The organism is Burkholderia savannae, assembly GCF_001524445.2.
In the GTDB taxonomy this organism is placed as follows: domain Bacteria; phylum Pseudomonadota; class Gammaproteobacteria; order Burkholderiales; family Burkholderiaceae; genus Burkholderia; species Burkholderia savannae.
In genome coordinates this window covers 3476792-3501770 of the sequence record NZ_CP013417.1, presented here as the reverse complement: position 1 = coordinate 3501770, position 24979 = coordinate 3476792, and the positions used below count along the sequence as shown (strand labels likewise).

Genomic DNA, 24979 nt, shown 5'->3' with positions numbered 1-24979 from the left:
TCATTCGACCTCGGCGAGTTCTTCGGCGGTGATCGCGCACGCGATGTCCGGCAGCGCATCGATCGCGGCGGCGTGCTGGGCGGCGAGCGGAAGCAGGTTCGCGAAGCAGTAGCGGGCGGCCTTCGCCTTGCCGCGATAGAACGCGGCTTGCGCGGCGTCGGCCGCGACCGCGCCCTGCGCGAGGCGGCGCTCGGAGACGCAAGCAGCTTCGAGCAGCGACCATGCCGACGCGACGAGCCCGAACATCTCGAGAAAGCGCGTGTAGACCTGGCTGCTCGCGTGCATGTGGCCGTCCTGCACCGCGCGCGCGATCGACGCGAGCGCACGCTCGAGCGCGTCGGCGGCGTCGCGCAGCTGCGCGAACCACCCGGCGAACGATTCGGGCGCATCGGGCTCGATGCGCGAAAGGCCCGCATCGAGCGCGTCGCGGAAATAGCGCAGCAACAGCGGCTTGCGGCCGAAGCCGAGCTTCTCGCGCACGAGATCCTGCGCCTGGATGTAGTTCGTGCCTTCCCAGATCGACAGGATCTTCACGTCGCGCGCGTTCTGCTCGACGGGGCTCGCGTCCGTGTAGCCGACGCCGCCGTGCACCTGGATCGCGGTCTCGCAGATGCGCCACGCCTGATCGGAGATGAACGCCTTGCAGATCGGCGTGAGCAGCAGTTGCAGCTTGCGCTCGCGCTCGATATCGGCCGGGTCCGCGCCGGGCGTCGCCTCGAGGATCGCCGCGCGCGTCGCGGCCGCGGTCAGCTTGCCGAGCAGGCCGCGGCATCCTTCGACGCGCGCCTTCATGTCGAGCAGCATCCGCTGCACGTCGCCGTGCTCGACGATGCGCACGCGCGGCGCGGCGGCGTCCGACGCGGCGTCGATCCGCCGGCCCTGCACGCGGCGGCGCGCGTACGACACGGACTGCAGATACGCGCTCGACGCGACGCCGATTCCGAATAGCCCCGTGCCCATGCGCGCCTGGTTCATCAGCGGCACGAGCTGCAGCAGGCCGACGTTCCTGCGGTTGCCGAGCAGATGCGCGCGCGTCGTGCCGCTTCGGCCGAACACGAGATGCGTGTTCGCGCAGCCGTTCAATCCCATCTTGCGCGGCACCGCGACGCATTCGACGTGATTCGGTTCGAGCTCGCCCGTCGCCTCGTTGCGCCAGAAGCGCGGCACGATCAGGCACGACAGCGAGAACGAGCCGGGCGCCGCCGAGCCGATGCGGCCGAGAACGAAATACAGCGTGTTCTCGGTCAGGTCGTGCATGCCGGCCGAGATGTAGACCTTCTCGCCCGTCACCGCGTAGACGTCGTCGCCGAGCGGCGTCGCGGCCGTGCGCACGGCCGTCATGTCGGAGCCCGCCTGCGGCTCGGTCGCGCAGAAGCATGCGTCCCAGTCGTAGCGCAAGAGCGGCTTGCGCAGCGCCTTCTGCCCGGGCGTGCCGTGCAGCGTCAGCAGCTTGCAGGCCGGATGCGTGAAGCCGCCGTACGTCATGAACGACGGGTTCGCGCCCATCAGCATTTCGAACACCACTTGCTTGACGACCATCGGCACGTCCGCGTGCGGCGCGTCGCCCGCCTCGGCCGAGTGGCGGTCGAACAGCAGGCCCGCCCATTCGTCGCGAAAGCGCGGCCACAGCGCGTGGAAATCGGCGGGGATGCGCACCGTGCCGTCCTCGCGCAGCGAGCACGATTCGATGTCGCTCGCGCGATAGCTCTCGCCGATCTCGAGCGCGAAGTCGCGCGCGCGCTCGAGGAGGCGGTCGTAGTAAGCGCGGTCGTGCGTTCGGTACGGCGCGTGCGAGAGGAACGCCGTTTCGGCGTCGAACAGTTCCCAGAGAAAGAAGCGCAGTTCGCGCAGGCTGACTTGATAGGCGCTCATGACGGATACCGGGTTCGGGTGGACGGGGGCGCCGCGTGCGCGCCGCGCAGCTCGGCAACGAGCGCGCCGGCGCCGCCCGCGAGCGCGGTGTCGCAAAAGAGCGCGAGCCGCCGCTCGCCGGGCGCGAGCGACGCCTGCGCCCGCGCGAGCGCGCGCGGCGTATCGGCGGTGGACAGATGCTCGGCGCCGTCGCGCGTTTGCAGACGCGAAGGGGGAATCGCGAGCGCGTGCGCGAGCGCCGTGCGAAACGACGAGCCGAAGCCGCTCGGCGCGAAGCAGTCGATTTGCGCGGCGTCGACGCCCGCGTCGCCGAGCGCCGCGCGCGCCGCGTCGACGGTCGGCGCGATCAGCGCGCGTTCGAGCTCGGCGGGCCGCCGCGCCCACGGATCGGCGATCGCGTCGCCGTGTGCGAGCGCGTGGCCGAGCACGCGCGCGCCGCCGTTGCTGCCGCTGCCTTCTCCGCCGTCGCTTTCGCCGTCTCTTTCGGCGCTGCCGCCGCCGTCGTCCGCATCGGTGTCGCTCAGCAGGAGCGCGGCGGCGCCGTCGCCGTATGCGACGAAGTCGCCGTACGCGCGCAGAAACGGATATACCCATTTGTCCGCGGCGACGAACAGCATTCGGCCGCCGTGCCGCAGCAGGCCGCTCGCGAGCGGCAGCGCCGTATAGAAGCCGAGCGTGCCGCACTGGCCGAGCGCGAACGGCACGACGTGCTTCAGTTCGAGCGCATGCTGCATCCGGCCGGCGACGGATTCGCCCGCCTGCTCGTTGAGCGACGCCTGCGCGACGACGATGTGCGAGATCGACTCGCGCGCGCTCGGGCCCGCCGCGTCGACGACGTCGCGCACGGCCGCGAGCGCGAGATCCGACAGCGTCAGCCCGTCCGTCTCGACGGGCAGCGACGCGGGCGTGGAGCGCGACAGATGCGCGAACGCGTCCGCGTCGTAGTCGAGCCGTTCGTACGGCATCGCGAAGCGGATCGCGCTCGGCGTGAGCCGGCCGTCGTAGCGATAGCGGCCGGCCGCCTGCGCCGCGTCGACCGTTTGGCGGGACGGCTGCCGGATGGCGGTGTGATGGATCGTGAGCATGGTCTTGGTCACCTGATTCAGCCGAGCGCGGCCGCGCGCGGCTCGACGTCGAAACGCGACAGGTGGCCGCTTTTCAGCAGCGGCCTGTCGATCTTGCCGTTGGGGTTGCGCGGCAGCGGCGCGCCGGCGACGTCGATGTGCTGCGGCACCATGTACGACGGCAGCCGCGCGCGGCACGCCTGCATCAGCGCCTGCCGGCATTGCGCGGGATCGCCGCGGCCGTACACGCATGCGACGATCGCCTGGCCGAGCGTCGGATGCGGCACGCCGAACGCGACGGCTTCGAGCGTCTGCGCGCACTCGAACAGGATCTCTTCGATCTCGGTCGGGCTCACGCGATAGCCGGACGTCTTGATCATCTCGTCGGCGCGCGACACGAAGTAGAGAAAGCCGTCCGCGTCGCGCTTCACGATGTCGCCGGACCACACCGCGACGTCGGCGAGCGAGACGGGATGGCGCGCGTGCGGCAGCGGCCGGAAGCGCTGCGCGGTGAGCTCGGGCGCGTTCCAGTAGCCGAGCGTCACGAACGCGCCGCGATGCACGAGCTCGCCCGGCTCGTCGGCGTCGCACTCGCTGCCATCGGCGCGCAGCACGAGGATCTGCGCGTTCGGCACGGCCTTGCCGATCGAGCCGGGGCGCGCCGCGGCCTCGTCGGGCGGCAGGTACGTCGAGCGGAACGCCTCGGTGAGGCCGTACATCAGATACGGCGCGGCGTTCGGAAAGACCCGCCGCAGCCGTTCGAGGAGCGGCGCCGGCATCGTGCCGCCCGTGTTCGCGAAGCGGCGCACGGCAAGGCGCGGGCCGTCGGGCCACGCGAGCGCGGCGAGCTGCATCCACAACGGCGGCACGCCGGTGATCGACGTGACGCCGACCTGCGCGCACCACGCGGGCACTTCTTCGGCGCGCAGGAAGTCGAGCGGCGCGTAGCACGCGTGCGCGGCGAGCGCGCTCGTCAGCTGGCTCAGGCCCGCGTCGAAGCTGAGCGGCAGCGCGCCGAGGATCACGTCGTCGTGTGCGAGCCGCTGGTAGGCGGCGACGCTCTCGGCGCCCGCCGTCAGATTGCGGTGCGACAGCACGACGCCCTTCGGGCGCCCGGTCGACCCGGACGTATAGAGGATCGCGGCCGGATCGGAATCGACGGCGAGCGCGTGGCCCGCGTAGTCGTTCGCGTCGGGCAGCGCGGCGACGTCGTCGACCCGCCAGCAGACGAGCGCGGCCGGCCGCGCCGCGAGCCGCGCGAGGCGCGGCGCGGTGGTGACGAGCAGGCGCGCGCCGCTGTCGGCGAGGATGTGCAGCACCTGATGGTCGCGCAGCTGCGGATTGATCGGCACGATGATCGCGCCCGCGAGATTCGCGGCGAGCATCGTCACGATCGTTTCGTACGCTTTCGGCGCGTAGGTCGCGACGCGCTCGCCCGGCTCGATGCCGGACGCGGCGAGCGCGGCGGCGACGCGGCGCACGTCGGCCGCGAGCTGCGCGTAGCGCACGCGCCGCCGCGGATCGGCGATCGCGATGCCGTCGGGCCGCTGCGTCGCGGCGGAGTCGAGAAGATCGACGAGTCGGATGTGCGGATTCATGGCGCTCTCATGCCTGACGGATATAGACCTGAGCCGGCTTGTGGGACAGGAAGCCGCTCACGGTGTACGAGTGGTGATAGGCGCCGCACTGCGAGAACACGACGAAGTCGCCCGGCTGCGGCAGCCGCGGATGACGCTCGAGCCGGCCGATCACGTCGGCGCGGTTGCAGGTGTTGCCGACGAACGTGACCGGCAGCGCGTTCGGCGCGCGATGCGCGTCGGCGGGGCTGGCCGGCACGAGCGTCGGCGCCTCCCAGGTTTTCAGGACCGCCTCCGTCTTCGCGAGCAGGAAGTTGTGGCTCATGCCGCCGTCGCACACGGCGATCACGCGGTCGTCCCAGACCTTGACGGCGCGCACGCGCGTGACGAACACGCCCGCGTTCGCGAAGATCGCGCGGCCCGCTTCGTGAACGAGCGTGTAGCGTTTCGCGAGCGGCGCGATGCGCGCGCGATAGCGCTCGAAGGTCGCGTCGTCATGGCCTTTCTCGGAAAAACCGCCGCCGAGGTTCAGATGCGTGACGGGCGCGCGCACGAGCGATTCGATCTGCTCGGCGAGCTGTGCGAGCGCCCATGCGAGATCGGCCGAATCCGCGTCGCCGCCCTTCGTCGGCCCGGCGCGGAAGTTGCCCGAGCCGACGAACGTGTGCAGGCCGGCCACGCGGCGGCCCGCCTGAGTGAGGAGGTTCGCCATGCCGAGCGCCTCCGCGGGCGTCATGCCGAAATGGTCGCGCAGCGACTTCGGCGCATGCGCGCCGAGCAGCGCGCCCGCGTTGATCCGCAGCATCACGTCCTCGGTCTCCTTGCCGGACGCGAGCGCGACGAAGCGGCGCACCATGTCCGGCCCGTCGAGGATGAAGTGGCAGCGCGACGCGATGCCCGCGCGCATTAGCGCGTCGCCCATCGCCGGGTTGTTCAGGTACTTCACGTGCTTGCCGCGCCCGACGACGGTGTCGAGCTCGCCCTGGCTCGCGAGCTCGATGCCGTCTTCGAACGCGTGCGCGCAGCGCAGGAACAGATCCGCGTGCGAGTTCGCCTTCAGCGACACGACGACGCGCGTGCCGAGCGCCGCGCGCAACGCGGCGTAGCTCGCGAGCACGCTTTGCGGGTCGAACACGTAGCAGGGCGTGTCGAGCCCTTCGAGCCAGTCGGCGTGGTCGGCGTCGGCCGCGGCGCGCGGCGCGGTTCCGATCGTGTCAATGTTCATAGGCCTCGGGGGGAGTGGACGACGAATCGGCGGCGAGCGGATGCAGCGCGACGGCGGCGAACGCGCCGACGTTCGACTGCATGACGCCCATCACGTGCAGGCCCGCGTCGAGCGCGGCGAGGCCGTCGTCGGCGAGATTGATGGCGAAATCGGAGCAGCACACGTGGCCGCAGCGCGCGACGTTCTCGCCGAACAGCCGCTCGGTGGGCACGCGCAGCGCGCGGCAGAGCGCATGCCAGCCGCGCAGATCCGTGTTGATCGGCAGGATGCGCTCGTAGCCCGTGATCGGCCGGCCCGTCAGCGCGCACGCGGCGTCGACGATCCGGTGCGTATGCAGCCATTCGGTCGAAATCATCGTGCGCTCGACTTCCTTCGCCGAGTCGGAGCCCGGATACCACGCGGCCTGGTTGCGCAGCGCGATGCCGCCGACGCGATTGCGGCGGCTGTTGCGGGTCACGAGCAGGCATGCGGCGCCGTCGCCCTGGATGCCGGAGAACTGGCGCAGGCGGGTCGCTTCGTCGTACGCGCGGTCGGCCGACACGACGAGCGCCGACTGCGCCTGCGGATACGCGGCGAACAGCGCGTCGATCATGCGGATCGCCGCGGCGATCGACGCGCAGTTCAACTGCGCGATCGATCCGCTCCATAGCGGCCGGATGCCGTGCGCGTGCGCGACTTCGTAGAGCAGGCTGCGCGGCGGTGCGGGCATGCTGAAAGTCTGCGTGTGCACGTGCACCATCAGATCGATCGACGACGGCGCGATGCCCGTCGCGTCGACGAGCGCGCCGACCGCGCGCGACGCGAGCTCGACTTCGCTCGTCTGCGGCGCGGCATGGAAGAAGCGGCAGCCCGATTCGAGGATCGCGTCGACCTGCGCGCGCGGCCACGCATGGCGGGCCGCCCATGCGTCGATGTCGATCGCCGCGTCGGGCAGCTCGTATGCGGCGGCGTCGATGCCGATCCAGTGGTTCGCTTGATCTTGGCGCATGGCGTCACAGGTCCATCGCGAGCGGCATGTCTTCGTAGTCGATCACGTCGAGCTGCTCGAAGGTCCGGCGCACGCGCGGCGTCAGCAGGCCGATCTCGCGGATCGTCGGCACGAGGCGGCGGAAGATCGAGCGGCGCAGCGCGCGCGACACCTCGGATTCGCGCACCATCTGCGCGCACGCCTGCTTCGAATAGCCGAGCGGCTCCCAGATGTCGTCCGCGCACAGGTGCTCGTACAGCACCGACGCGCCTTCGCTCACGAACTCCTCGCGCTCCTTCAGCTCGGCCGACGTCATGTCCGAATACACGCGGGCGAGCGTGAGCCGGCCGACCGCGAAGTGGCGCGCCTCGTCGCGCTGGATGCGCGCGAACAGATCCTTGACGAACGGATCGGTGCTGAACGCGACGACGGTCTGGAACGTCGACAGCGCGATCCCCTCGACGAGCACCTGCATCCCGAGGTTCGTGATGTCGAGCGCGCTCGACGTGACGGTGTCCTTCAGCAGCCCTTCGAGCGAGCGGCTCATCGGATAGCGCACGCTGATCTTCTCGTTGACGAGCTTCGCGTACGCTTCGACGTGGCGCGCCTCGTCCATGATCTGCGCCGCCGCGCACAGGCGCGCGGACAGGCTTTCCTCGGCGCTCGCGAGCTTCGACGCGCAGATGAGCGCCGCCTGCTCGCCATGCAGGATCTGCGACAGCAGCCACCCCTGCCAGTGATGGCGCATCTCCGCGCGCTCGGCGGCGCCGAGCTTGTGCCACAGATCGGTGCCGAACACGAGCAGCATGCCGTCGGGCATCCCGAGCGGGTTGTCGGGGTTCAGCGTCACGTTCCAGTCGATGTCGCGGTTGACGTCCCACTGGGCGGCCTTGGCCTTGTGATACAGGTTCGTCAGCGCGGTCTCGCGATATTCGTAGTCGCTCATCATCAGCGCGTCGACGGGCATCGACCAGCGATGGCCGCGGGCGGCGTCTTCGTACGGTTGCATAGTGGCTTCCATGTTCGGTTAGGCAAAACGGGCGTCCGGTCGGACCGGGCGGCGGGCCGCGCCGCCGTCGGCGCGCGCGAGCCGCACCGCGTAGCGCGGCCAGTCGCGCAACAGCGCGGCCTCCAGCGTGTCGAGCCGCTCCTCGCTCGCGCTGGCGAAGGCGAGCGTGTTGTCGCCCGGGTAGTCGAGATCGCGGCGGATTCGGTCGACGATGCCTATGCCGGGCCGAGCCTCGACGCGCGACCAGAACGCCATCTGCGAGCCGAGCCCGCTGCCGATCAGCACGCGCGGATCGAGCAGGTTCGCGGGCAGCGCGCCGTTGTACGGCATCCGGAACCGGACGTACACGCGCGTATCGGCGCCGAGCGCCTGCCACAGCGCGTCGACGAGCTCCGACATGAAGCGCGCGTACTGCGTGTGGTCGAGCAGCACGGGGGCGGTCGAATCCGGCTGATACGCGGCGAGGCGCGCGTAGTCGTCGGTGGTGGCAGCGGGGATGCCGTAGCTCGACGCGCGCACGAGCACGGGTGCGCGGGGCGCGCGTTCGAGCCGGTAGCGGCGAGTGGCGAAGTGCGTCATGCCGGGTCCAGGCGAAAGCGTGCGTCGGCGCCGTACGCGATCTCGGCGATCGCGAAGTAGCCGTTGAGCGCGAGCGAGCCGACGATCGCGCGCGCCGCGGCCGGCGCGCCGGGCGCGCAGCGATGCAGCAGCAGCGAGATCCATGGGTCGCTGCCGAACGCGTGGCCGAAGCGTGCGTGGCCGTCCGGATGCACGGGCGCGTCGCCCAGGCACTTGAGCAGCGCGCGGCGCGACGCCTCCTTGAAGAACGGCGGCGCGACAGGCGTGCCCGGCCGTGCGCGGCCGAACGCGGCAAGCGCGCGGCCCAGCATCGCGAGCGCGTGCGCGGGCGGCGCCGCGCCCAGATGCAGCGGCCAGTCGGCGCCCGGCGCGACGTCGAGCGCGAGCGTGCAGATGCCGAAGCCGGATGCGCCCCATTGCGGATGGCTCAGCCAGTAGCTGAAGCGATGGATGTCGACGTCGACGATCTGCAGCAGCAGCCGTCGCGTGCCGGTATGCATCGCCTTGCCGAGCGTCTCGCGCAACACGTAGCCCCAGCTCGCGCACTCGTAGCCGTGCGTGAGCCAGTCCGCGGCGCGCGGCCCGTGCGATGCGATCGCGTGGGCGAACGCGGCATGATGCGGCGAGTCGTCCATCAGCAGGCCGGACAGGATCGTCGAGCACACCACGTAGTCGTCGATCGCGTCGCCCGCGCGCGCGGAACCGGCGCACGCCAGCGCCTCGCGCCCGAGCAGGCGGCCGAGCCGCGCGGCGGCGTCCAGCAGGTCGTCGACGCCGCCCGCGGCGGGCGCCGCGACGCGCCGGTAGGCGAGCGCGCGCACCTGCAGGCGCGCGGCGGTCAGCGTCGTCGCGGCGGGTTCCGGAATGGGGGCGAGCTCGATCATCGCGGCCTCGTGTGCTGCTTTCGCGCCGCGCGTCAGGCGGCCGTCTGCGATGCGCGCAGTTCGGCGTCGAGCTGCGCGAGCGTCGTGTATTGCGTGATGTTCAGCGCTTCGGGATCGATCGAGCCGTACAACTGCTCGCAAAAGACGATCAGCTCGACGATGTTCAGCGAGTCGATTCCGAGCTCGCCGATGCCGACGTTGGTTTCGACGGCCTCGACGTTCAGGATCTTCGCGACCTCGCGTGCGAGAAGGGGCAGCGTTTCAGTGGCGGGCGTGCTCATGACGGTTTCCTTTTTCGAGTAGAGAGACAACACGGCGAAACAACGATGAACGACGGATCAGGCGCGTTTCGCGCCCATCCGGATTTCGTAGTAGCAGCGGTATGCGCTGCCTTCCATCTTCGACAGCGCGAGCAGGTCGCGCTGATCGTCGAAGCGGCGCACCGCGCCCTGGCGCACCAGCTCGCCGAGCAGCTCGTTCGCGGCGAACTTGAGCGCGAGCACGCGCTGCACGCTGTCGGCGCCGTACACGGTCGAGCGCGACTGCGTGCGCGCGCCTTGCGCGACGAACCGCCAGACCGATTCGTGCGCGGGCGACAGCGCGAGCCGGTCTGCGCGCGCGAGCCAGCCGACGTGCGCCATCAGCGCGCGCACGAAATAGGGGCGCACGATCGTCAGATACTTGTTGAACACGTTCGGGCCGCCGATGCGCAGGCGATCCTCGGGCGTCGTCTCGACTTCGCCGCGCACGTTGCCGAGCTGCAGGCCGCCTTCGAGGAACGGCTCGCCGCATGCGGCGCGCTCGAGCGTGCGGTACTGCTCGGGCCACACGAGATAGGCGGCCGGCATGAACGCGCCCGGCGCGCGCACGGCCACGAGCCCGATGCTTTCGCGATGCGCCTCGATGCCCCACACCTTGTCGATCGCCAGCACCGTGCGGCCGTTTTCGCCGCGCACGGTCGAGCGCCAGCCCGCGAGCGCGGGGCCGCCGACGTCGCTCATCAGAAAGCGCAGATGGTGGCCGGCCGCGCGGTGCGCCTCGACCTTCGCGTCCTGCTCCGGCGTGAGAAAGAGCGTCGACATCACGCGCGAGAAGCCGCGCATGAACGGCTTGAAGTGCGGGGCGAAGCCCTCGCGCGCGATTCGCTCGAGCGTGGCCTCGGTCTCGGCCGATTGCTCGTAGCGCAGCGGCGTGGTCGCGCGCGCGGCGTCGGCCGGCTCGGCCGGGGTGCGCGGCTGCGCGATGATCATGTCGCTGTCGAGCAGGCGCGTCGCGCTCGCGCGCAGCAGCGCGTCGAGCGGCGCGGGCAGCGCGCCGAACGCTTCGAGGCGGTCGCGGATCGGTTGCGCGGCGAGCGCCGGCAGATCGGCGGCGTCGAGGTGCGAATGCGTGTCGGGCAGGGTGTCGAGCATCATGGGCAATCGGGTTCGGGCATGCGTTGATGAACGTCGTATGTGGGCGGCGCGCGAGAGGGAGGATCGCGAGGCGGCGGCCGTCATGGCTGCGGGGCGAGGCGCTCGACGCCGGGCAGGCGCGACGGCGGCGGCGCGATTTCGCGCAGCTCGCCGCTCATGAACATCGCGCGCGCCTTCAGCCGTTGCGGCTTGCCGCTCGTCGTGCGCGGCAACGCGCCCGGCTCGACGAACGCAATGCGTTGCGCGCAATAGCCGAGCCGCTGCTGCATGCGCGTCTGCAACTCGGCGCGCGAATCGCTGTTGACGCGATTCGCATGCGCCTCGACGAGGACGACGAGGTTCTCGGTGCCCTGCGTTTCGTCGTGGATGCCGACGGCGATGCACGCGCCCTTGTAGACGGCCGGATGGCCGTCGATCGTCTCCTCGATCTCGTGCGGGAAGTAGTTGGTTCCGCGAATGATGATGATTTCCTTCTTGCGGCCGAGGATGAAGAGCTGGCCGCCGCTCACGTAGCCGATGTCGCCCGTCGCGAACCAGCCGTGCGCGTCGAACGGTTGCGGCGCGGGGGCGTCGGCGCTCGGCAGGTAGCCCTGCATGACCGATGCGCCGCGGATGAAGATCTCGCCCGTGTCGCGTTCGGCGACGGCGCGGCCCTGCGCATCGCGGATTTCGTAGGCCATCTGGTCGAGCGGCGCGCCGACGGCGAGCAGCGTGTCGGTCGCGCCGGCGTGGCCGTCGGGCACGGGCGTCGCGCGGTGATGCTGCGCGAGCGCCGCGGTGTCGATGCGATCGGCGATCACGTGCGCGAACGCCCGAGTCGCCGGCGCGTCGATCGAGCGGTGCAACGTGACGGCGAGCGTCGCTTCCGCCATGCCGTAGCAGGGCTGCAGCGCCGACGCATGGAAGCCGTACGGCGTGAACGTCGCGGCGAAATCGGCGAGCGTCGCGCGGTCGACCCGTTCCGCGCCGACGAGGAACGTGCGCAGATGACTGAAGTCGGCGTCCTCCATCGCCGCCGCGTTGAAGCGGCGCACGCAGTAGCGCAGCGCGAAGGTCGGCGCGACGGCGATCGTCGAGCGCGTGTGCGCGATGCGCTTGAGCCAGCCGAGCGGGTTGCGCACGAAGCTCATCGACGGCATCAGCCGCAGCGACGTCCCGTAGTACAGATGCAGCAGCAGGCTCACGAGGCCCATGTCGTGATGCAGCGGCAGCCAGATCACGGTGTTGTCGGCGGCTTGCTTGCTGTAGCCGCACGCGTTCGCGATGCCCGCGATGTTGCTCTCGACGTTGCGGTGGCTGATGATCGCCGCCTTCGGATGCGACGTCGAACCGGACGTCAGTTGAATGTGGTGCGTATCGTCGCGGCCGCGCGGCGCGAGGCGCGGCTCGGCGCCCGTCGACGCGGCGCGGAGGATGCCGACGTCGATCACGCGCGCGCCCGTGCCGCGCAGTTGCGCCTCGAGTTCGGCGACGTGCGCGGATGCGGTGAACACGAACGTCGGACGATAGAGCTGGCAGGCGACCTCGAGCACTTGCGGGCTCGCGCCGTTCGCGCGCTTGAGCGGCGCGGGCACCGTGCACGGCACGACGCCCGACAGCACGCAGCCGACGAGCAGCGCGAGATAGTCGTTCGTCGCGGGCAGCGCGAGGAGGGCGAGATCGCCCGCGCGCGCGCCGAGCGCGTTCAACGCGGCGCTCATGCGCAAGCCCGCCTCGCTCAGTTGACGATAGGACAGCACGTGCTCGATGCCGCTCTCGTCGAGCGTGCCGATGCCGTGCGCGCGGCAGATCAGCCCCTCTCCGAGCGGAGCCAACAGCTTGTCGATCAGCGACGAGGAATCGCGCATTGACTGCCCCTTTATTAAAAATCCGCTAAAACTCGATTTGCAATAATTAATTCGGATTGTTTGGCTTATTGGCCTGTTTTCCTGACAATTTCCATACAAAAAATGAAATGTCGGGTCCGAATTTCATTTGCGACACGCGTGGCGGCGAATTTCGGTCAATGAAACATTCGCTGCCGGAATGGTGGGCGGCGTTGTGTCGATCGCAATAAAACCGCGCTGGAAGGCCGATCCGGCTGCATAGTGGGCAGGCTTCGATCGCCGGAGGCGAATTATCGTGCGTAACGGACACGCTAAGAAAACTGTACAAACGTCTAGCGAAAATTAAGGTATAAATGGTTGTCGAATTTCTGAAATATCGATAACTGTTGACGAGGCGTAGTCTCGCCCAATAAGGCCGATTAATGCCAATACCGAATTGCGACAGATTGATACTTGGAACGAAAAGATGATCGATCTACGACGTTTGCGCTATTTCATCGTCGTCGCCGAGGAGCTTCATTTCGGCAAGGCGGCGCAGCGGCTGCATCTCGCGCAGCCGCCGCTCACTCGACACATTTCCGCGCTCGAAGGCGAACTCGGTTTGCGCCTGTTCGATCGCTCGACGCGCTCGGTGAAGCTCACCGCCGAAGGCGAACTGTTTCTTCCGCACGCACGCGACGTGCTCGACGCGGTGCATCGCGCGGAGGCCGCGTCGCAGCGCGCGGCGCTCGGCAAGGAGGGCAAGGTCGCGCTCGGCTACACGAGCTCGGTGCCGCTTTGCGATGCGTTCGGCACGCTGATCCGCAATTTCGCGCGCTCGTTTCCGGACATCGAGCTGTCGCTCGTCGAGGCTTCTTCCGCGCAGCAGAGCCGCAGCATCAAGGAGGGCCTGCTCGACATCGGCATCGGCTGGAAGAATTCCATCGACGACTACGAGGGATGCAGGGTCAAGACGATCGCGGCCGAGACGCTCGTCGTCGCGGTGTCCGAAGAATGCGGGCTGGCGGACGAGGCGTCGCTGTCCGTCGATCGTCTCGCGGACGAGCCGTTCGTGCTGTTTCCACCGGGCTACGGCTCGACGCTCGACCGCAAGGCGTTCGACCTTTGCGCGGCGGCGGGCTTCACGCCGCGGCGCGGGCCGAGCGCGTCGCAGATGACGACGATGATCGCGCTCGTCGCGGCGGGACGCGGCGTCGCGATCGTGCCCTCGGCCGTCTCGACGCTGCGCAAGCCGGGCGTCGCATACGTGCCGCTCATCGACGATTCGGCGTTGATCGAGCTGGTGCTGATGTGGCGCGAGGCGGGACTGTCGCTTGCCGCGCGCTCGTTCGTCGAATGGCACAAGGCGCACGTGACGCAGCGTATCGAGAGCGCGGTCGGCGTCGAGTGACCGAGGCGCGCCGCACGCTGCCGAGCGTTGCGGCCGGCTCGCGGCGGCTCGCGGCCCTCCGGCGCGCTCGCTTGCCGCGGGAAGCGTCCGTCACGCTCGCCGCCCCGTGAGTCCGATACGGCGCATGTCGCACACGTCGCACAGGTCGCACACGCCGCGCCGCTCGCGGCTTCCTCCATTCGTCCTCCTTCTTCGTCTCGCTTCGCCCGGGCACCCGGGCCGCGCGTCGGCCCACGAGGCACGGCCCGGATCGTCGCGGGAATCGCCGATGCGCCGCTCCGCTTTCGCCGCGCGACGACGTCATCCGACGCGGGCCGCGAGCGGCGTCCGCCGTACATACCAGTACGGATGACTGGTTCTATTTCGGTCTCAATCGAACGGCTTCCCAAACCGGTTGGCGCATCTGACGCACGTCAACGAGGCTTCACGCCATCGGGTAAATACCTAGCCCAAAACGCTTTGTAAATAAAGGGTTTGAGCGTGCCGTCTCCCTTGTCTGGCAACCGTTTCCGCGATTTCCGGCGGGCCGCCGGCGATAAATTGACTGGTATTATTTTGGTTATATAATGGCCTCGCTTTCGGACGACGCCCTTCCGTTTTCGCACCCGGAGACCTATGGATATCGGCTGGTCGGCGCTGACGCCGGACGCTCGCAGCGACACCCCGCTCTACTTGCAGCTCGCCCGCAATCTCGCCGGCGCGATTCGCGGCGGCGCCTGGCGCGCCGGCGAAGCGCTGCCGTCGGAGCGCGGGCTGTCGGCGGCGGCGGGCGTGTCGCGGATCACGGCGCGCCGTGCGCTCGCGCTCCTCGTCGAGCAGGGCCTCATTCGCCGCGTGCGCGGCGCGGGCAGCTTCATCACGCCGCGCGTCGCCGATCCGCTGTCGCGGCTCGCCGGGTTCACGACGAAGATGCGCCAGCGCGGGTTCGCGCCCGATTCGGTGTGGCTCGCGCGCAGCCTGTGCGCCGCGAGCCGCGACGAGATCGCGCGCTTCGGCCTGTCGCCCGGCGCGACGGTCGCGCGCCTCGAGCGGCTGCGGCGCGCGGACGGCGTCGTGATGGCGTACGAGCGCTCGACGCTGCCCGCGACCTGCGTGCCCGAGCCGCAGGCGCTCGAAGGCTCGCTGTACGACTACCTGCAGTCGCATGGTGTCGAGGTGGTGCGCGCGTCGCAGCGTTTTCGCGCGGTGAACGCATCGGCCGACGTCGCGCAGTGGCTCGGCCTCGCGCCGGGCGCGGCGCTCCTCGTCATCACGCGGATCGGTTACGGCGCCGATCGGCGGGCGATCGAAGCGACCGAAACCTATTGCCGCGACGACTATTACGATTTCGTCGCCGAGCTGAAACGCTGACACGACAGACTGTCCGCGGCGGCCGGGACGACCCGCAAACCCTCTCGCAAGCAGTAAGCAGCACCGATCCCATACGCATCACCAGATATCAGAGAACGTCATGCTGACCGGAAACATACTGACCTCCGAAGGCTGGATTCACGGCTCGCTCGAGTTCGAGAACGGCCGGATCACGGCGCTGTCGGGCGACGCGGCCGATCCGTCGAAGAACGACGCGCAATACGTCCTGCCCGGCTTCATCGATCTGCACGTGCACGGCGCGGGCGGCGCGGACGTGATGGAAGGCGGCGACGCGATCGAGACGATCGCGCGCACGCACGCGCGCTACGGCACGACGAGCCTGCTCGCGACGACGATGACCGCGCCGCGCGACGAGCTGATGCGCGTCGTCGCGGAGCTCGGCGACGTCGCGCGCGTGCGCACGCCGGGCGGCTCGCGCGTGCTCGGCGTGCATCTAGAAGGCCCGTACATCAATCCCGGCAAGCTCGGCGCGCAGCCGGACGCGGCGGTGTCCGCGGTGCTCGACGAGGTGCTGAAGTACCTGTCGATCGCGCCGATCCGCGTCGTCACGCTCGCGCCGGAAATCGCCGGCCACATCGAGATCATCTCGGAGATGGCCGCGCGCGGCGTGCGCGTGCAGCTCGGCCATTCGCTCGGCACGTACGACGACGCGGTCGCCGCGCTCAAGCACGGCGCATGCGGCTTCACGCACCTGTTCAACGCGATGTCGCCGCTGCATCACCGCAATCCCGGCATCGTCGGCGCGGCGCTCGCGCACGCCGAGTACGCGGAGATCATTCCCGACCTGCTGCACGTGCATCCGGGCGCGATCCGCGCGGCGCTGCGCGCGATTCCGCGGCTGTACGTCGTGACTGACAGCACGTCGGCCACCGGCATGCCCGACGGCGAATACCGGCTCGGCAGCCAGCGCGTGACGAAGTGCCTCGGCGGCGTGCGTCTGGCCGACGGCACGCTCGCCGGCAGCACGCTGACGATGGACCAGGCGCTGCGCAATCTCGTGTCGCTCGGCCTGCCCATCGCCGACGTGTCGAACCGGATGTCGCGCTACGCGGCCGATTACCTCGGCGTCGCCGATCGCGGCCGCATCGAGCGCGGCGCGTGGGCCGACTTCGTCGTGTTCGATCGCGAACTGAACCTGACTGCGACCTACGTCGAAGGAGAATCGATTGTCGAATATGCTTAACGAGGCGCGCGAGTCGGCGCGCGTCGTCGCCGCGCAGCTCGCGGACACGCGCCGCGTCGAGGCGCTCGCGCTTCATCTCGCCGCGCACGCGCCGCAAGTCGCGCTGACCGTCGCGCGCGGCAGCTCCGATCACGCGGCGAGCTACTTCGCGAGCCTGACGATGAGCCGCCTCGGCGTGCCCGTCGCGTCGCTGCCGATGTCGGTCGCGACGCTGCAGCAGGCGCCCCTCAAGGTGCAGGGCCAGCTCGCGCTCGCGTTCTCGCAATCGGGCAAGAGCCCGGATCTCGTCAACACGATGACGGCGCTGCGTGAAGCGGGCGCGCTTACCGTCGCCGCGGTCAACGTGCTGCCGTCGCCGCTCGCCGACGCGTGCGAGCACCCGTTGCCGCTTCTCGCGGGCCCGGAGCTGTCGGTCGCCGCGACGAAGAGCTACATCGCGATGCTGTCGCTCGCCGCGCAGCTCGTCGCGTTCTGGCAGCGCGACGCCGCGCTCGTCTCCGCGCTGCGCGGCCTGCCCGACGCGCTCGAGCAGGCGGGCCGGCTCGACTGGTCGAGCGCCGTCGGCGAGCTGCGCGACGTCGAGCGGATGATCGTGATCGGCCGCGGGCTCGGCCTCGCGATCGCGCAGGAGGCGGCGCTCAAGCTGAAGGAAACGTCGGGCATCCAGGCCGAGGCGTTCTCGAGCGCCGAAGTGCGGCACGGCCCGATGGAGCTGATCGACCGCGACTATCCGCTCCTCGTGTTCGCGCCGCCCGGGCCCGAGCAGGAGGGCCTGCTGCAGCTCGCGCGCGACATGCGCGCCCGCGGCGCGCGCGTGCTGCTCGCCGCGCCCGCGGGCATGCCCGATGCGACGCTGCCGCTCGCGCGCACCGCGCACGCGGCGCTCGATCCGATCGCCGCGATCCTGTCGTTCTACGTGATGGCGGCCGAGCTCGCGTCCGCACGCGGCCGCGATCCCGATGCGCCCCGCCATCTGCACAAAGTCACCGAAACACACTGACGATCACCGACGAGACGAAACAGCCATGAGACGCGCCGAGGAGTCACAGTTGAAGCATGCATCCCACGACCAGATCGTGCTGGTCTCTCCCTTGACGGGCCCCGTCGTGCCGCTCGCCGACGTGCCCGATCCCGTGTTCGCGGGCGGCATGTTCGGCGACGGCATCGGCGTCGATCCGCTCGAGGGCCGGCTCGTCGCGCCGTGCGCGGGCATCGTGTCGCACGTCGCGCGCACGGGCCACGCGGTGACGATCGCGGCCGACGGCGGCGCGGAGATCCTGCTGCACATCGGCATCGACACGGTCGAGCTGAACGGGCTCGGTTTCTCGACGAAGATCGCGGAAGGCGCGCGCGTCGCGGCGGGCGATCTGCTGATCGAATTCGATCAGGACGCGATCGCGCGCGCCGCGCACAGCCTCGTGTCGGTGATCGCGATCGCGAATTCGGACGCGTTCGAAGTCGTCGGGCGCGCGGGCGCGGGCGTCGTGAAGGCGGGCGAGACGATGCTGCTCACGCTGCGTGCGCGCGGCGCGGCGGCGGGGGCAGTCGCCGGCGCGGGTGCGGGTGCAGGTGCGGGTGTCGCGGCGGGCTCGGCCGATGCCGCCGACGCGCGCAAGTCGATCACGCTCACGCAGCCGGGCGGCCTGCACGCACGGCCCGCCGCGCGCGCGCGGGAAGCGGCGCGCGGGCTCGACGCGCACGTCGAAGTGCATTTCGAAGGACGCAAGGCGGCGCTGCAAAGCGTCGTCGGATTGCTCGGCCTCGGCGCGGGCGAGCACGCGACGGTCGAGCTCGTCGCCACGGGCCGCGACGCCGCGAAGGCGGTCGAGCTGGTGGCGAGCGAGCTGCTGCGCGAAACCCACGGCGAAGCCGAGGAGAAGCCGGCGCGCGTCGTGTCGCCCGCGCCCGTCGTCACGGGCATCGGGCGCGCGCCGCTCGATCCGAACACGCTCGCGGGCGTGTGCGCGGCGCCCGGCATCGCGGTCGGCGCGCTCGTGCGCGGGGACGATGCCGACATCACGCCGCCCGAGCTCGCGAGCGGCACGCCCGCGGCAGAGAGCCGTCTGCTCGACCGCGCGCTCGCCGCCGTCGATGCGGAGCTCGAGGCGACGGTGCGCGAAGCGTCGCAGCGCGGCGCGATCGGCGAAGCGGGCATCTTCGCCGTGCATCGCGTGCTGCTCGAGGACCCGGCGCTTGTCGACGCCGCGCGCGATCTGATCAGCCTCGGCAAGAGCGCGGGCTTCGCGTGGCGCGAGACGATCCGCGCGCAGACGGCCGTGCTCGCCGATGTCGACGACGCGCTCCTCGCCGAGCGCGCGGCCGATCTGCGCGACATCGACAAGCGCGTGCTGCGCGCGCTCGGCTACGGGAGCGCGACCGTGCGCGAGCTGCCCGCCGAAGCCGTGCTCGCGGCGGAGGAGTTCACGCCTTCCGATTTGGCGTCGCTCGATCGCGAGCGCGTGACGGCGCTCGTGATGGCGCGCGGCGGCGCGACCTCGCATGCGGCGATCATCGCGCGCCAGCTCGGCATTCCGGCGCTCGTCGCGGTGGGCGACGCGCTCTATGCGATTCCGGAGCGCACGCAGGTCGTCGTCGACGCGAGCGCGGGCCGCCTCGAATATGCGCCGACCGCGCTCGACGTCGAGCGCGCGCGCCACGAGCGGCAGCGTCTTGCCGGCGTGCGCGAGGCGAACCGGCGGATGTCGGGCGAAGCGGCGGTCACGCGCGACGGTCACAAGATCGAAGTCGCCGCGAACATCGCGACGCTCGACGACGCGCGCGTCGCCGTCGACAACGGCGCCGACGCGATCGGCCTGCTGCGCACCGAGCTGATGTTCATCCATCGGCAGGCCGCGCCGACGACGTCCGAGCATCAGCAGAGCTATCAATCGATCGTCGACGCGCTGCAAGGCCGCACCGCGATCATCCGCACGCTCGACGTCGGCGCGGACAAGGAAGTCGATTACCTGACGCTGCCGCCCGAGCCGAACCCGGCGCTCGGCCTGCGCGGGATTCGTCTCGCGCAGGTGCGCCCCGATCTGCTCGACGATCAGCTGCAGGGCCTTCTCGCGGTGAAGCCGTTCGGCTCGGTGCGCATCCTGCTGCCGATGGTGACGGACGTCGGCGAGCTCGTGCGCATCAGGAAGCGCATCGACGATTTCGCGCGCGCGATGGGCCGCGCGCAGGCCGTCGAAGTCGGCGTGATGATCGAGGTGCCGTCGGCCGCGCTCCTCGCCGATCAGCTCGCGAAGCACGCGGATTTCCTGTCGATCGGCACGAACGACCTCACGCAATACACGCTCGCGATGGACCGCTGCCAGGCGGATCTCGCGGCGCAGGCGGACGGCCTGCATCCGGCCGTGCTGCGGCTCGTCGACGCGACCGTGCGCGGCGCGCAGAAGCATGGCAAGTGGGTCGGCGTGTGCGGCGCGCTCGGCGGCGATCCGGTCGCGGTGCCGGTGCTCGTCGGCCTCGGCGTGACGGAATTGTCGGTGGACCCGGGGTCGGTGCCGGGCATCAAGGCGCAGGTGCGCCATCTCGATTACCAGCTGTGCCGACAGCGCGCGCAAGACCTGCTCGCGCTCGAATCGGCGCAGGCGGTGAGGGCAGCAAGCCGCGAAATCTGGCCGGCGGACTGACGCACGTCCGCCGTCCGGGCAATCGCGCGCGTTCGAAGCGCGTTTCAATCAACAGAGCCGATCAATTATTCAACGACGAGACACGATAAGGATTGGAGGATCGAATGGACGGGAATCCGTTTCTGAAAATACAGAGCCTGGGCAGGGCGTTGATGCTGCCGATCGCGGTGCTGCCGGTGGCGGGCATCCTGCTGCGCCTCGGGCAGCAGGACGTGCTCAACATCAAGATGATCGCCGACGCGGGCGGCGCGATCTTCGACAACTTGCCGCTGCTCTTCGCGATCGGCGTCGCGGTCGGCTTCGCGAAGGATAACAACGGCGTGGCGGCGCTCGCGGGCGCGATCGGCTATCTGATCGAAGTCGCGATCATGAAGGACATCGATCCGAAGCTGAACATGGGCGTGCTGTCCGGGATCATCGCGGGCGTCGTCGCGGGGCTGCTGTACAACCGCTACAAGGACATCAAGCTGCCGGACTACCTCGCGTTCTTCGGCGGCAAGCGCTTCGTGCCGATCATCACGGGGCTCGCGTGCGTCGTGCTCGGCATCGTGTTCGGCTACGTGTGGCAGCCGGTTCAGCACGCGATCGACGCGGTCGGCCAGTGGCTGCTGACGGCGGGCGCGATCGGCACGTTCGTCTACGGATTCCTGAACCGTCTGCTGCTCGTCACGGGGCTGCACCACATCATCAATTCGCTCGTCTGGTTCGTGTTCGGCACGTTCGCGCCGGCGTCGGGCGGCGCGGCGGTGACGGGCGATCTGCACCGCTTCTTCGCCGGCGATCCGAGCGCGGGCAGCTTCATGGCGGGCTTCTTCCCGATCATGATGTTCGGCCTGCCGGCCGCGTGCCTCGCGATGTTCCACGAAGCGCCGAAGGAGCGCCGCGCGGTGGTCGGCGGCCTGCTGTTCTCGATGGCGCTCACGTCGTTCCTGACGGGCGTGACCGAGCCGATCGAATTCAGCTTCATGTTCCTCGCGCCGGTGCTGTACGTGATCCACGCGGTGCTCACGGGCTTGTCGCTCGCGATCTGCCAGTTGCTCGGCGTGAAGCTCGGCTTCACGTTCTCGGCGGGCGCGATCGACTACGTGCTGAACTACGGGCTGTCGACGAAGGGCTGGATCGCGATTCCGCTCGGCCTTGCGTACGGCGCCGCGTACTACGGCCTGTTCCGCTTCTGCATCCGCAAGTTCAACATGGCGACGCCGGGCCGCGAGCCGGCGGGCGCCGACGCGCAAGTGCAGTCGTTCGCGTCGGGCGGCTTCGTCGCGCCGACGGCGGGCGCCGCCGTGCCGCGCGCGCAGCGCTACATCGCGGCGCTTGGCGGCGCGGCGAACCTGTCGGTCGTCGACGCGTGCACGACGCGCCTGCGTCTGTCCGTCGTCGATCCCGGCAAGGTGTCCGAAGCGGATCTGCGCACGATCGGCGCGCGCGGCGTGCTCAAGCGTGGCGGCAGCAGCGTGCAGGTGATCATCGGGCCGGAGGCGGACCTCATCGCCGACGAGATTCGCACGACGCTCGGCAGCGGTGCGGCGTCGTCCGCGCCGGCGGCTGCCGCGTCGGCGGCCGCGGCCGCGACCGGCGCTGCGGCATCGGCCGCTGGCGCGCAGGCGGGGCCGCTCGATCCGGAGCCGACGCGCTGGCTCGCGGTGTTCGGCGGCGCGACGAACGTCGCGTCGCTCGACGCGGTCGCGGCGACGCGCCTGCGTGTCGTCGTGCGCGATCCGTCGGCGGTCGATCGCCAGCGCCTCGCGACGCTCGACGTCGCGTGGGTCGCGAGCGACACGTTCCACATCGTTTGCGGCCCGGCGGCGGCGCGCTACGCGCAGCAACTGGCGGTGCGCCTGCCTTCGACGGACGGCGGCGCGGCGGCGCAGCCCGCCTGACGCGACGACGTGGGTCGGCCGAATCCGCGGCGCGGGTTCGGTTCGAGCGCGCCATACGGGAAACGGCTTGCGGCTGTCGCAAGCCGTTTTTTCTTTGACGCGGCGTTTCGCGCGGGTCGTTTTCGCGCTTCGGGCGTTGAACGTTGGAGGCGCACCTCGCACCTCGCACCTCGAAGCTCGCACCTCGAAGCTCGCACCTCGAAGCTCGCACCTCGAATCTCGAGGGTCGAAAAGCGAAAAGCGAAAAGCGAAAAGCGAAAAGCGAAAAGCGAAAAGCGAAAAGCGAAAAGCGAAAAGCGAAAAGCGAAAAGCGAAAAGCGAAAAGCGAAAAGCACACCCCGCCCGCCGACGTCACGACCTCCTGCGTCCCGAGCGCAACCGAACCGTGGGCCGCGGATTCGCCGAAGACCGTCCGCGCGGCGCGCACGGCATTGTGCGTCGACGAGCGGTGCGACGCGGCAAATCGCCGGCGACTTGCGAGACGGACGGCGCGCGGCGAGCCGGGCGACGCGCACGCGGCGCGCCGCCCGGCCGCCCGTCATTCGCCCGTCAGCGTGAAGGTGGGCTTGCGATACCCGATGCCCGCGCGCTCGAGCTTCGGCAACTCGCGTTGCTTGAGCACCGTCGCGAAGCCTGCCCAGTCGCGTTCGAGCGCGGCCGTGTCGACGTGGTGCGTGTCGCCGAGCTTGTAGCGCACGCCGGCCGCGTACGGCAGCTCCCAATCGGCCTTGTGCCACGCGCGCTCGGCGAGCGCGAGCAGGCGCGGATACACCATGTATTCGAGGAACTGTCCGTTGCGCATCACCTCGCCCCATGCCTGCCCCTGGATGCCCTCGATCCGCGGCGCCGCGCCCGCGCTCGTCACGTCGAACGGATTGCCGTCGCGATCGCCGAACACCTCGGCGTTTTGCGGCAGGTTCTCCGGCGCGAGCGAGAACACCTTGTACTCGTCGGTCGCCTGCGAGCCCCAGTAGTAGCCGCGCTCGCGCGGATTGCGCGTGTACGGAAAATCGAAGTACAGGTAGTCGGGCAGCGCGAGCACCGTCCGGTAGCCCTTCGCGCTCAGGTCGCGCGCGCTGTCGGACGCGCCCCAGAAGATCGTGTCCCACAGCGACACCATCACGCCGCGCGTGCTGAAATCCTGCGGCCCGTTCGCGTGCTTGATGCCGTCCTGCCACGCGGCCATCGTGCCGATCCCGTTTGCGTTGACGACGGCGCTCACCTGTTTCGCGAAGCGCGTCGGCAGCTCGTCGATCGACTTGATCTCGCCGCGCCGAAAAAGCGCGGCGCACGCCGGAGAGCGCGCCCACGGCTTGTCCTGCGCGGCGAGATCGACGCGGCCCTTGCCCGGATCGGCGCCTTCGAGCGGCTGGAAGCCCGCGCCGAGCAGGATGTTCTTCGCTTCGTCGCCGCCGTAGTGCCAGATCCGCAGCGGCGCTTGTGCGTCCGCGTGCATCGACGCGATCTCGCGGATCACCTTCGACGCGAAGTTGAGCGCGCCCGGCACGCACGGGTTCAAGTCGCTGCGCCGGTCGTAGAACTGGACCGTCAGCAGGTTCGACGTGTCCTGAGGATCGAGCAGGCGGTACGCGTTCGCCTCCCGCTCGCGGCCCGCCGCGTGCAGGCGGCGATAGCGCGCCTCCATCGACACGACGGCCGCGCGCGAATGCGCGGGCATGTCGATCTCGGGAATCACGTCGACGAAACGGTCGGCCGCGTAGCGCAGCAGCGCGATGTAGTCGTCGCGCGTCAGGTAGCCGCCGCCCGACTGGTTGTCCGGCCCGGAGCCGAGCTGCGGCAGCAGGCAGCGCGTCTCGCTCGGATCGTGGCAGCGGCGCGCGCCCACGTCGGTCAGCTCCGGCAGGCCCGGAATCTCGATGCGCCAGCCTTCGTCGTCGGACAGGTGCAGATGCAGCCGGTTGAGCTTGTATGCGCTCATCTGGTCGATCAGGCGGCGCAGCGTCGCCGGCTGCTTGAAGTTGCGCGCGAGATCGACGTGCATGCCGCGATGGGCGAAGCGCGGCGCATCCTCGACGAGCATCGCCGGCACCGTTCCTCCGCCCGCCGGCACGAGCGAGAAGAGCGTCTGCACGCCGTAGTAGAGCCCCGCGCGATCGAAGCCTTCGACGAGCACGCCGCGCGGCCCGATCGCGAGCCGGTAGCCGCCCGGCGCCGCGACATCGGCGGGCAGCCGGCGCGGCGCGACGATGCCCCAGACGGGCGTGCCCGCGCCGCCTAGGCCGAGCGTGCCCGCGCGATCGCGCAGCGCCGCGACCTGCGCGAACGAAAGCTCGGGCAGCGTCAGATCCACGCCGCGCAGATCGAGCGCGCCGGGCAGCGCGCGCTGCCGCTTCACGCTCGGCAGCGCGCGGTTCGCGACAGGCTGCGCGGCGGCGGGCGGCGCGTTGCCGGGCGAGTTGCTCTGCGCGTCGGCGGGCAGCGTTTCGACGTAGCGCAGTTCGTCGTCGGTGTCGTCGTAACGCAGCACCGCGGGCGGCGCGCCGTCGACGACGACGTACGGGCGCGGGATCACGTCGCTGTAGCGCCGCAGCCAGTATTCGGCGACGAACGGCAATTCGATCCGCTCGCCCTGTGCGAGCTTGATCGTGCCGGGCTGCGGCGTCAGCTCGTACAGGTCGCCCGTCAGGTGGCGCAGAGTGAAGCCCGGGCGGTCGATCCTGAGCAGCCGGCGAATGCTGTGCAGATAGAGCCGCCAGCCGCCGTCGGTGATCTGCGGATGGCCGCGGTTCTGCAGGATCAGGCGGCCCGTCGCGCAGCTCGCCCAGTCGGCGCCGAGGTTGGCGCACGGCACGCCCGCCGACGCCGCGTGATTGTTGTCGACGGCGACGCGTACCGCGAGGCCGTTCGCCAGCAGCGCCGCGAGCTCGGCGGGCGTGGCGGCCGTGTGGGCCGTGTGGGCGTTGGCGGTGACGGCGGCCGTGCGGGCGTCGGCCCGCGCGGGCAATTGCGCGGGCGAAGCCGCGGGCGATAGCGCCGCCGCGGCGAGCAACACGGTGCACAGGGAATGCGAGATTCGGTTCATGGGAATTCCTTGGAAAAAAGCGGTGATACGACGCCGTGGAAATACGTCGCTGC

At 70.1% G+C, this 24979-nt stretch carries 18 protein-coding genes; 6 read left to right on the top strand and 12 right to left on the bottom strand.

What is annotated here, in order from left to right; genetic code table 11:
• The 11 genes from WS78_RS17150 to WS78_RS17100 form a co-directional block, all read right to left on the bottom strand.
• Nucleotides 1-1872 (bottom strand): acyl-CoA dehydrogenase, encoded by a 1872-nt coding sequence (locus WS78_RS17150; protein ID WP_059575775.1) that lies wholly within the window; start codon nucleotides 1870-1872, stop codon nucleotides 1-3.
• On the bottom strand, nucleotides 1869-2957 hold the full coding sequence (locus WS78_RS17145; RefSeq protein WP_038751568.1) for a 3-oxoacyl-ACP synthase: 1089 nt from the start codon (nucleotides 2955-2957) through the stop codon (nucleotides 1869-1871). Before WS78_RS17145 ends, WS78_RS17150 begins: the two co-directional genes overlap by 4 nt.
• A 17-nt stretch (nucleotides 2958-2974) precedes the next feature.
• Nucleotides 2975-4534 (bottom strand): acyl-CoA ligase (AMP-forming), exosortase A system-associated, encoded by a 1560-nt coding sequence (locus WS78_RS17140; protein WP_059575777.1) that lies wholly within the window; start codon nucleotides 4532-4534, stop codon nucleotides 2975-2977.
• A gap of 7 nt (nucleotides 4535-4541) precedes the next feature.
• Nucleotides 4542-5738, bottom strand: coding sequence for a PLP-dependent decarboxylase (locus WS78_RS17135; protein WP_038751563.1), 1197 nt, complete (start codon nucleotides 5736-5738; stop codon nucleotides 4542-4544).
• Nucleotides 5728-6726: a beta-ketoacyl-[acyl-carrier-protein] synthase family protein gene (locus tag WS78_RS17130; RefSeq protein ID WP_038751560.1), complete on the bottom strand. Its 999-nt coding sequence runs from the start codon at nucleotides 6724-6726 to the stop codon at nucleotides 5728-5730. The genes WS78_RS17135 and WS78_RS17130 overlap by 11 nt, the downstream gene beginning before the upstream one ends.
• A 4-nt stretch (nucleotides 6727-6730) precedes the next feature.
• Entirely contained in the window at nucleotides 6731-7714 is a 984-nt protein-coding gene (locus WS78_RS17125) for a ferritin-like domain-containing protein (protein ID WP_038751557.1), read from the bottom strand.
• Between the two features lie 18 nt (nucleotides 7715-7732).
• On the bottom strand, nucleotides 7733-8293 hold the full coding sequence (locus tag WS78_RS17120; RefSeq protein ID WP_038751553.1) for a hypothetical protein: 561 nt from the start codon (nucleotides 8291-8293) through the stop codon (nucleotides 7733-7735).
• Nucleotides 8290-9177 carry a hypothetical protein gene (locus WS78_RS17115; RefSeq protein WP_059575779.1) on the bottom strand — a complete coding sequence of 296 codons (888 nt, stop codon included), beginning with the start codon at nucleotides 9175-9177 and terminating at the stop codon, nucleotides 8290-8292. The genes WS78_RS17120 and WS78_RS17115 overlap by 4 nt, the downstream gene beginning before the upstream one ends.
• Nucleotides 9178-9209: 32 nt before the next feature.
• Entirely contained in the window at nucleotides 9210-9458 is a 249-nt protein-coding gene (locus tag WS78_RS17110) for an acyl carrier protein (protein ID WP_038751547.1), read from the bottom strand.
• Nucleotides 9459-9515: 57 nt separating this feature from the next.
• The gene (locus WS78_RS17105; RefSeq protein ID WP_059575781.1) at nucleotides 9516-10592 is read right to left on the bottom strand and encodes a hypothetical protein; all 1077 of its coding nucleotides are present in this window, start codon (nucleotides 10590-10592) and stop codon (nucleotides 9516-9518) included.
• 80 nt (nucleotides 10593-10672) lie between these two features.
• On the bottom strand, nucleotides 10673-12439 hold the full coding sequence (locus WS78_RS17100) for an AMP-binding protein (protein WP_059575783.1): 1767 nt from the start codon (nucleotides 12437-12439) through the stop codon (nucleotides 10673-10675).
• Nucleotides 12440-12884: 445 nt separating this feature from the next.
• Between WS78_RS17100 and WS78_RS17095 the strand changes: the two genes are divergently transcribed.
• The 6 genes from WS78_RS17095 (at nucleotide 12885) to nagE (ending at nucleotide 21883) form a co-directional block, all read left to right on the top strand.
• On the top strand, nucleotides 12885-13808 hold the full coding sequence (locus WS78_RS17095; RefSeq protein ID WP_038751542.1) for a LysR substrate-binding domain-containing protein: 924 nt from the start codon (nucleotides 12885-12887) through the stop codon (nucleotides 13806-13808).
• Nucleotides 13809-14423: 615 nt separating this feature from the next.
• The gene (locus WS78_RS17090) at nucleotides 14424-15158 is read left to right on the top strand and encodes a GntR family transcriptional regulator (protein ID WP_038751540.1); all 735 of its coding nucleotides are present in this window, start codon (nucleotides 14424-14426) and stop codon (nucleotides 15156-15158) included.
• A gap of 100 nt (nucleotides 15159-15258) precedes the next feature.
• Nucleotides 15259-16362 (top strand): N-acetylglucosamine-6-phosphate deacetylase, encoded by a 1104-nt coding sequence (gene nagA, locus WS78_RS17085; protein ID WP_038751539.1) that lies wholly within the window; start codon nucleotides 15259-15261, stop codon nucleotides 16360-16362.
• Nucleotides 16355-17362: an SIS domain-containing protein gene (locus WS78_RS17080; RefSeq protein WP_038751536.1), complete on the top strand. Its 1008-nt coding sequence runs from the start codon at nucleotides 16355-16357 to the stop codon at nucleotides 17360-17362. Before nagA ends, WS78_RS17080 begins: the two co-directional genes overlap by 8 nt.
• Nucleotides 17363-17387: 25 nt before the next feature.
• Nucleotides 17388-20000 carry a phosphoenolpyruvate--protein phosphotransferase gene (gene ptsP / locus WS78_RS17075; protein ID WP_059575786.1) on the top strand — a complete coding sequence of 871 codons (2613 nt, stop codon included), beginning with the start codon at nucleotides 17388-17390 and terminating at the stop codon, nucleotides 19998-20000.
• A gap of 104 nt (nucleotides 20001-20104) precedes the next feature.
• The gene (nagE, locus tag WS78_RS17070; protein WP_059575788.1) at nucleotides 20105-21883 is read left to right on the top strand and encodes an N-acetylglucosamine-specific PTS transporter subunit IIBC; all 1779 of its coding nucleotides are present in this window, start codon (nucleotides 20105-20107) and stop codon (nucleotides 21881-21883) included.
• A 538-nt stretch (nucleotides 21884-22421) separates the two neighbouring features.
• On the opposite strand, the gene WS78_RS17065 is transcribed toward nagE, so the two are convergent.
• Complete coding sequence (locus WS78_RS17065; RefSeq protein WP_059575790.1) at nucleotides 22422-24926, bottom strand: family 20 glycosylhydrolase; 2505 nt, start codon at nucleotides 24924-24926, stop codon at nucleotides 22422-22424.
• Nucleotides 24927-24979: the final 53 nt, after the last annotated feature.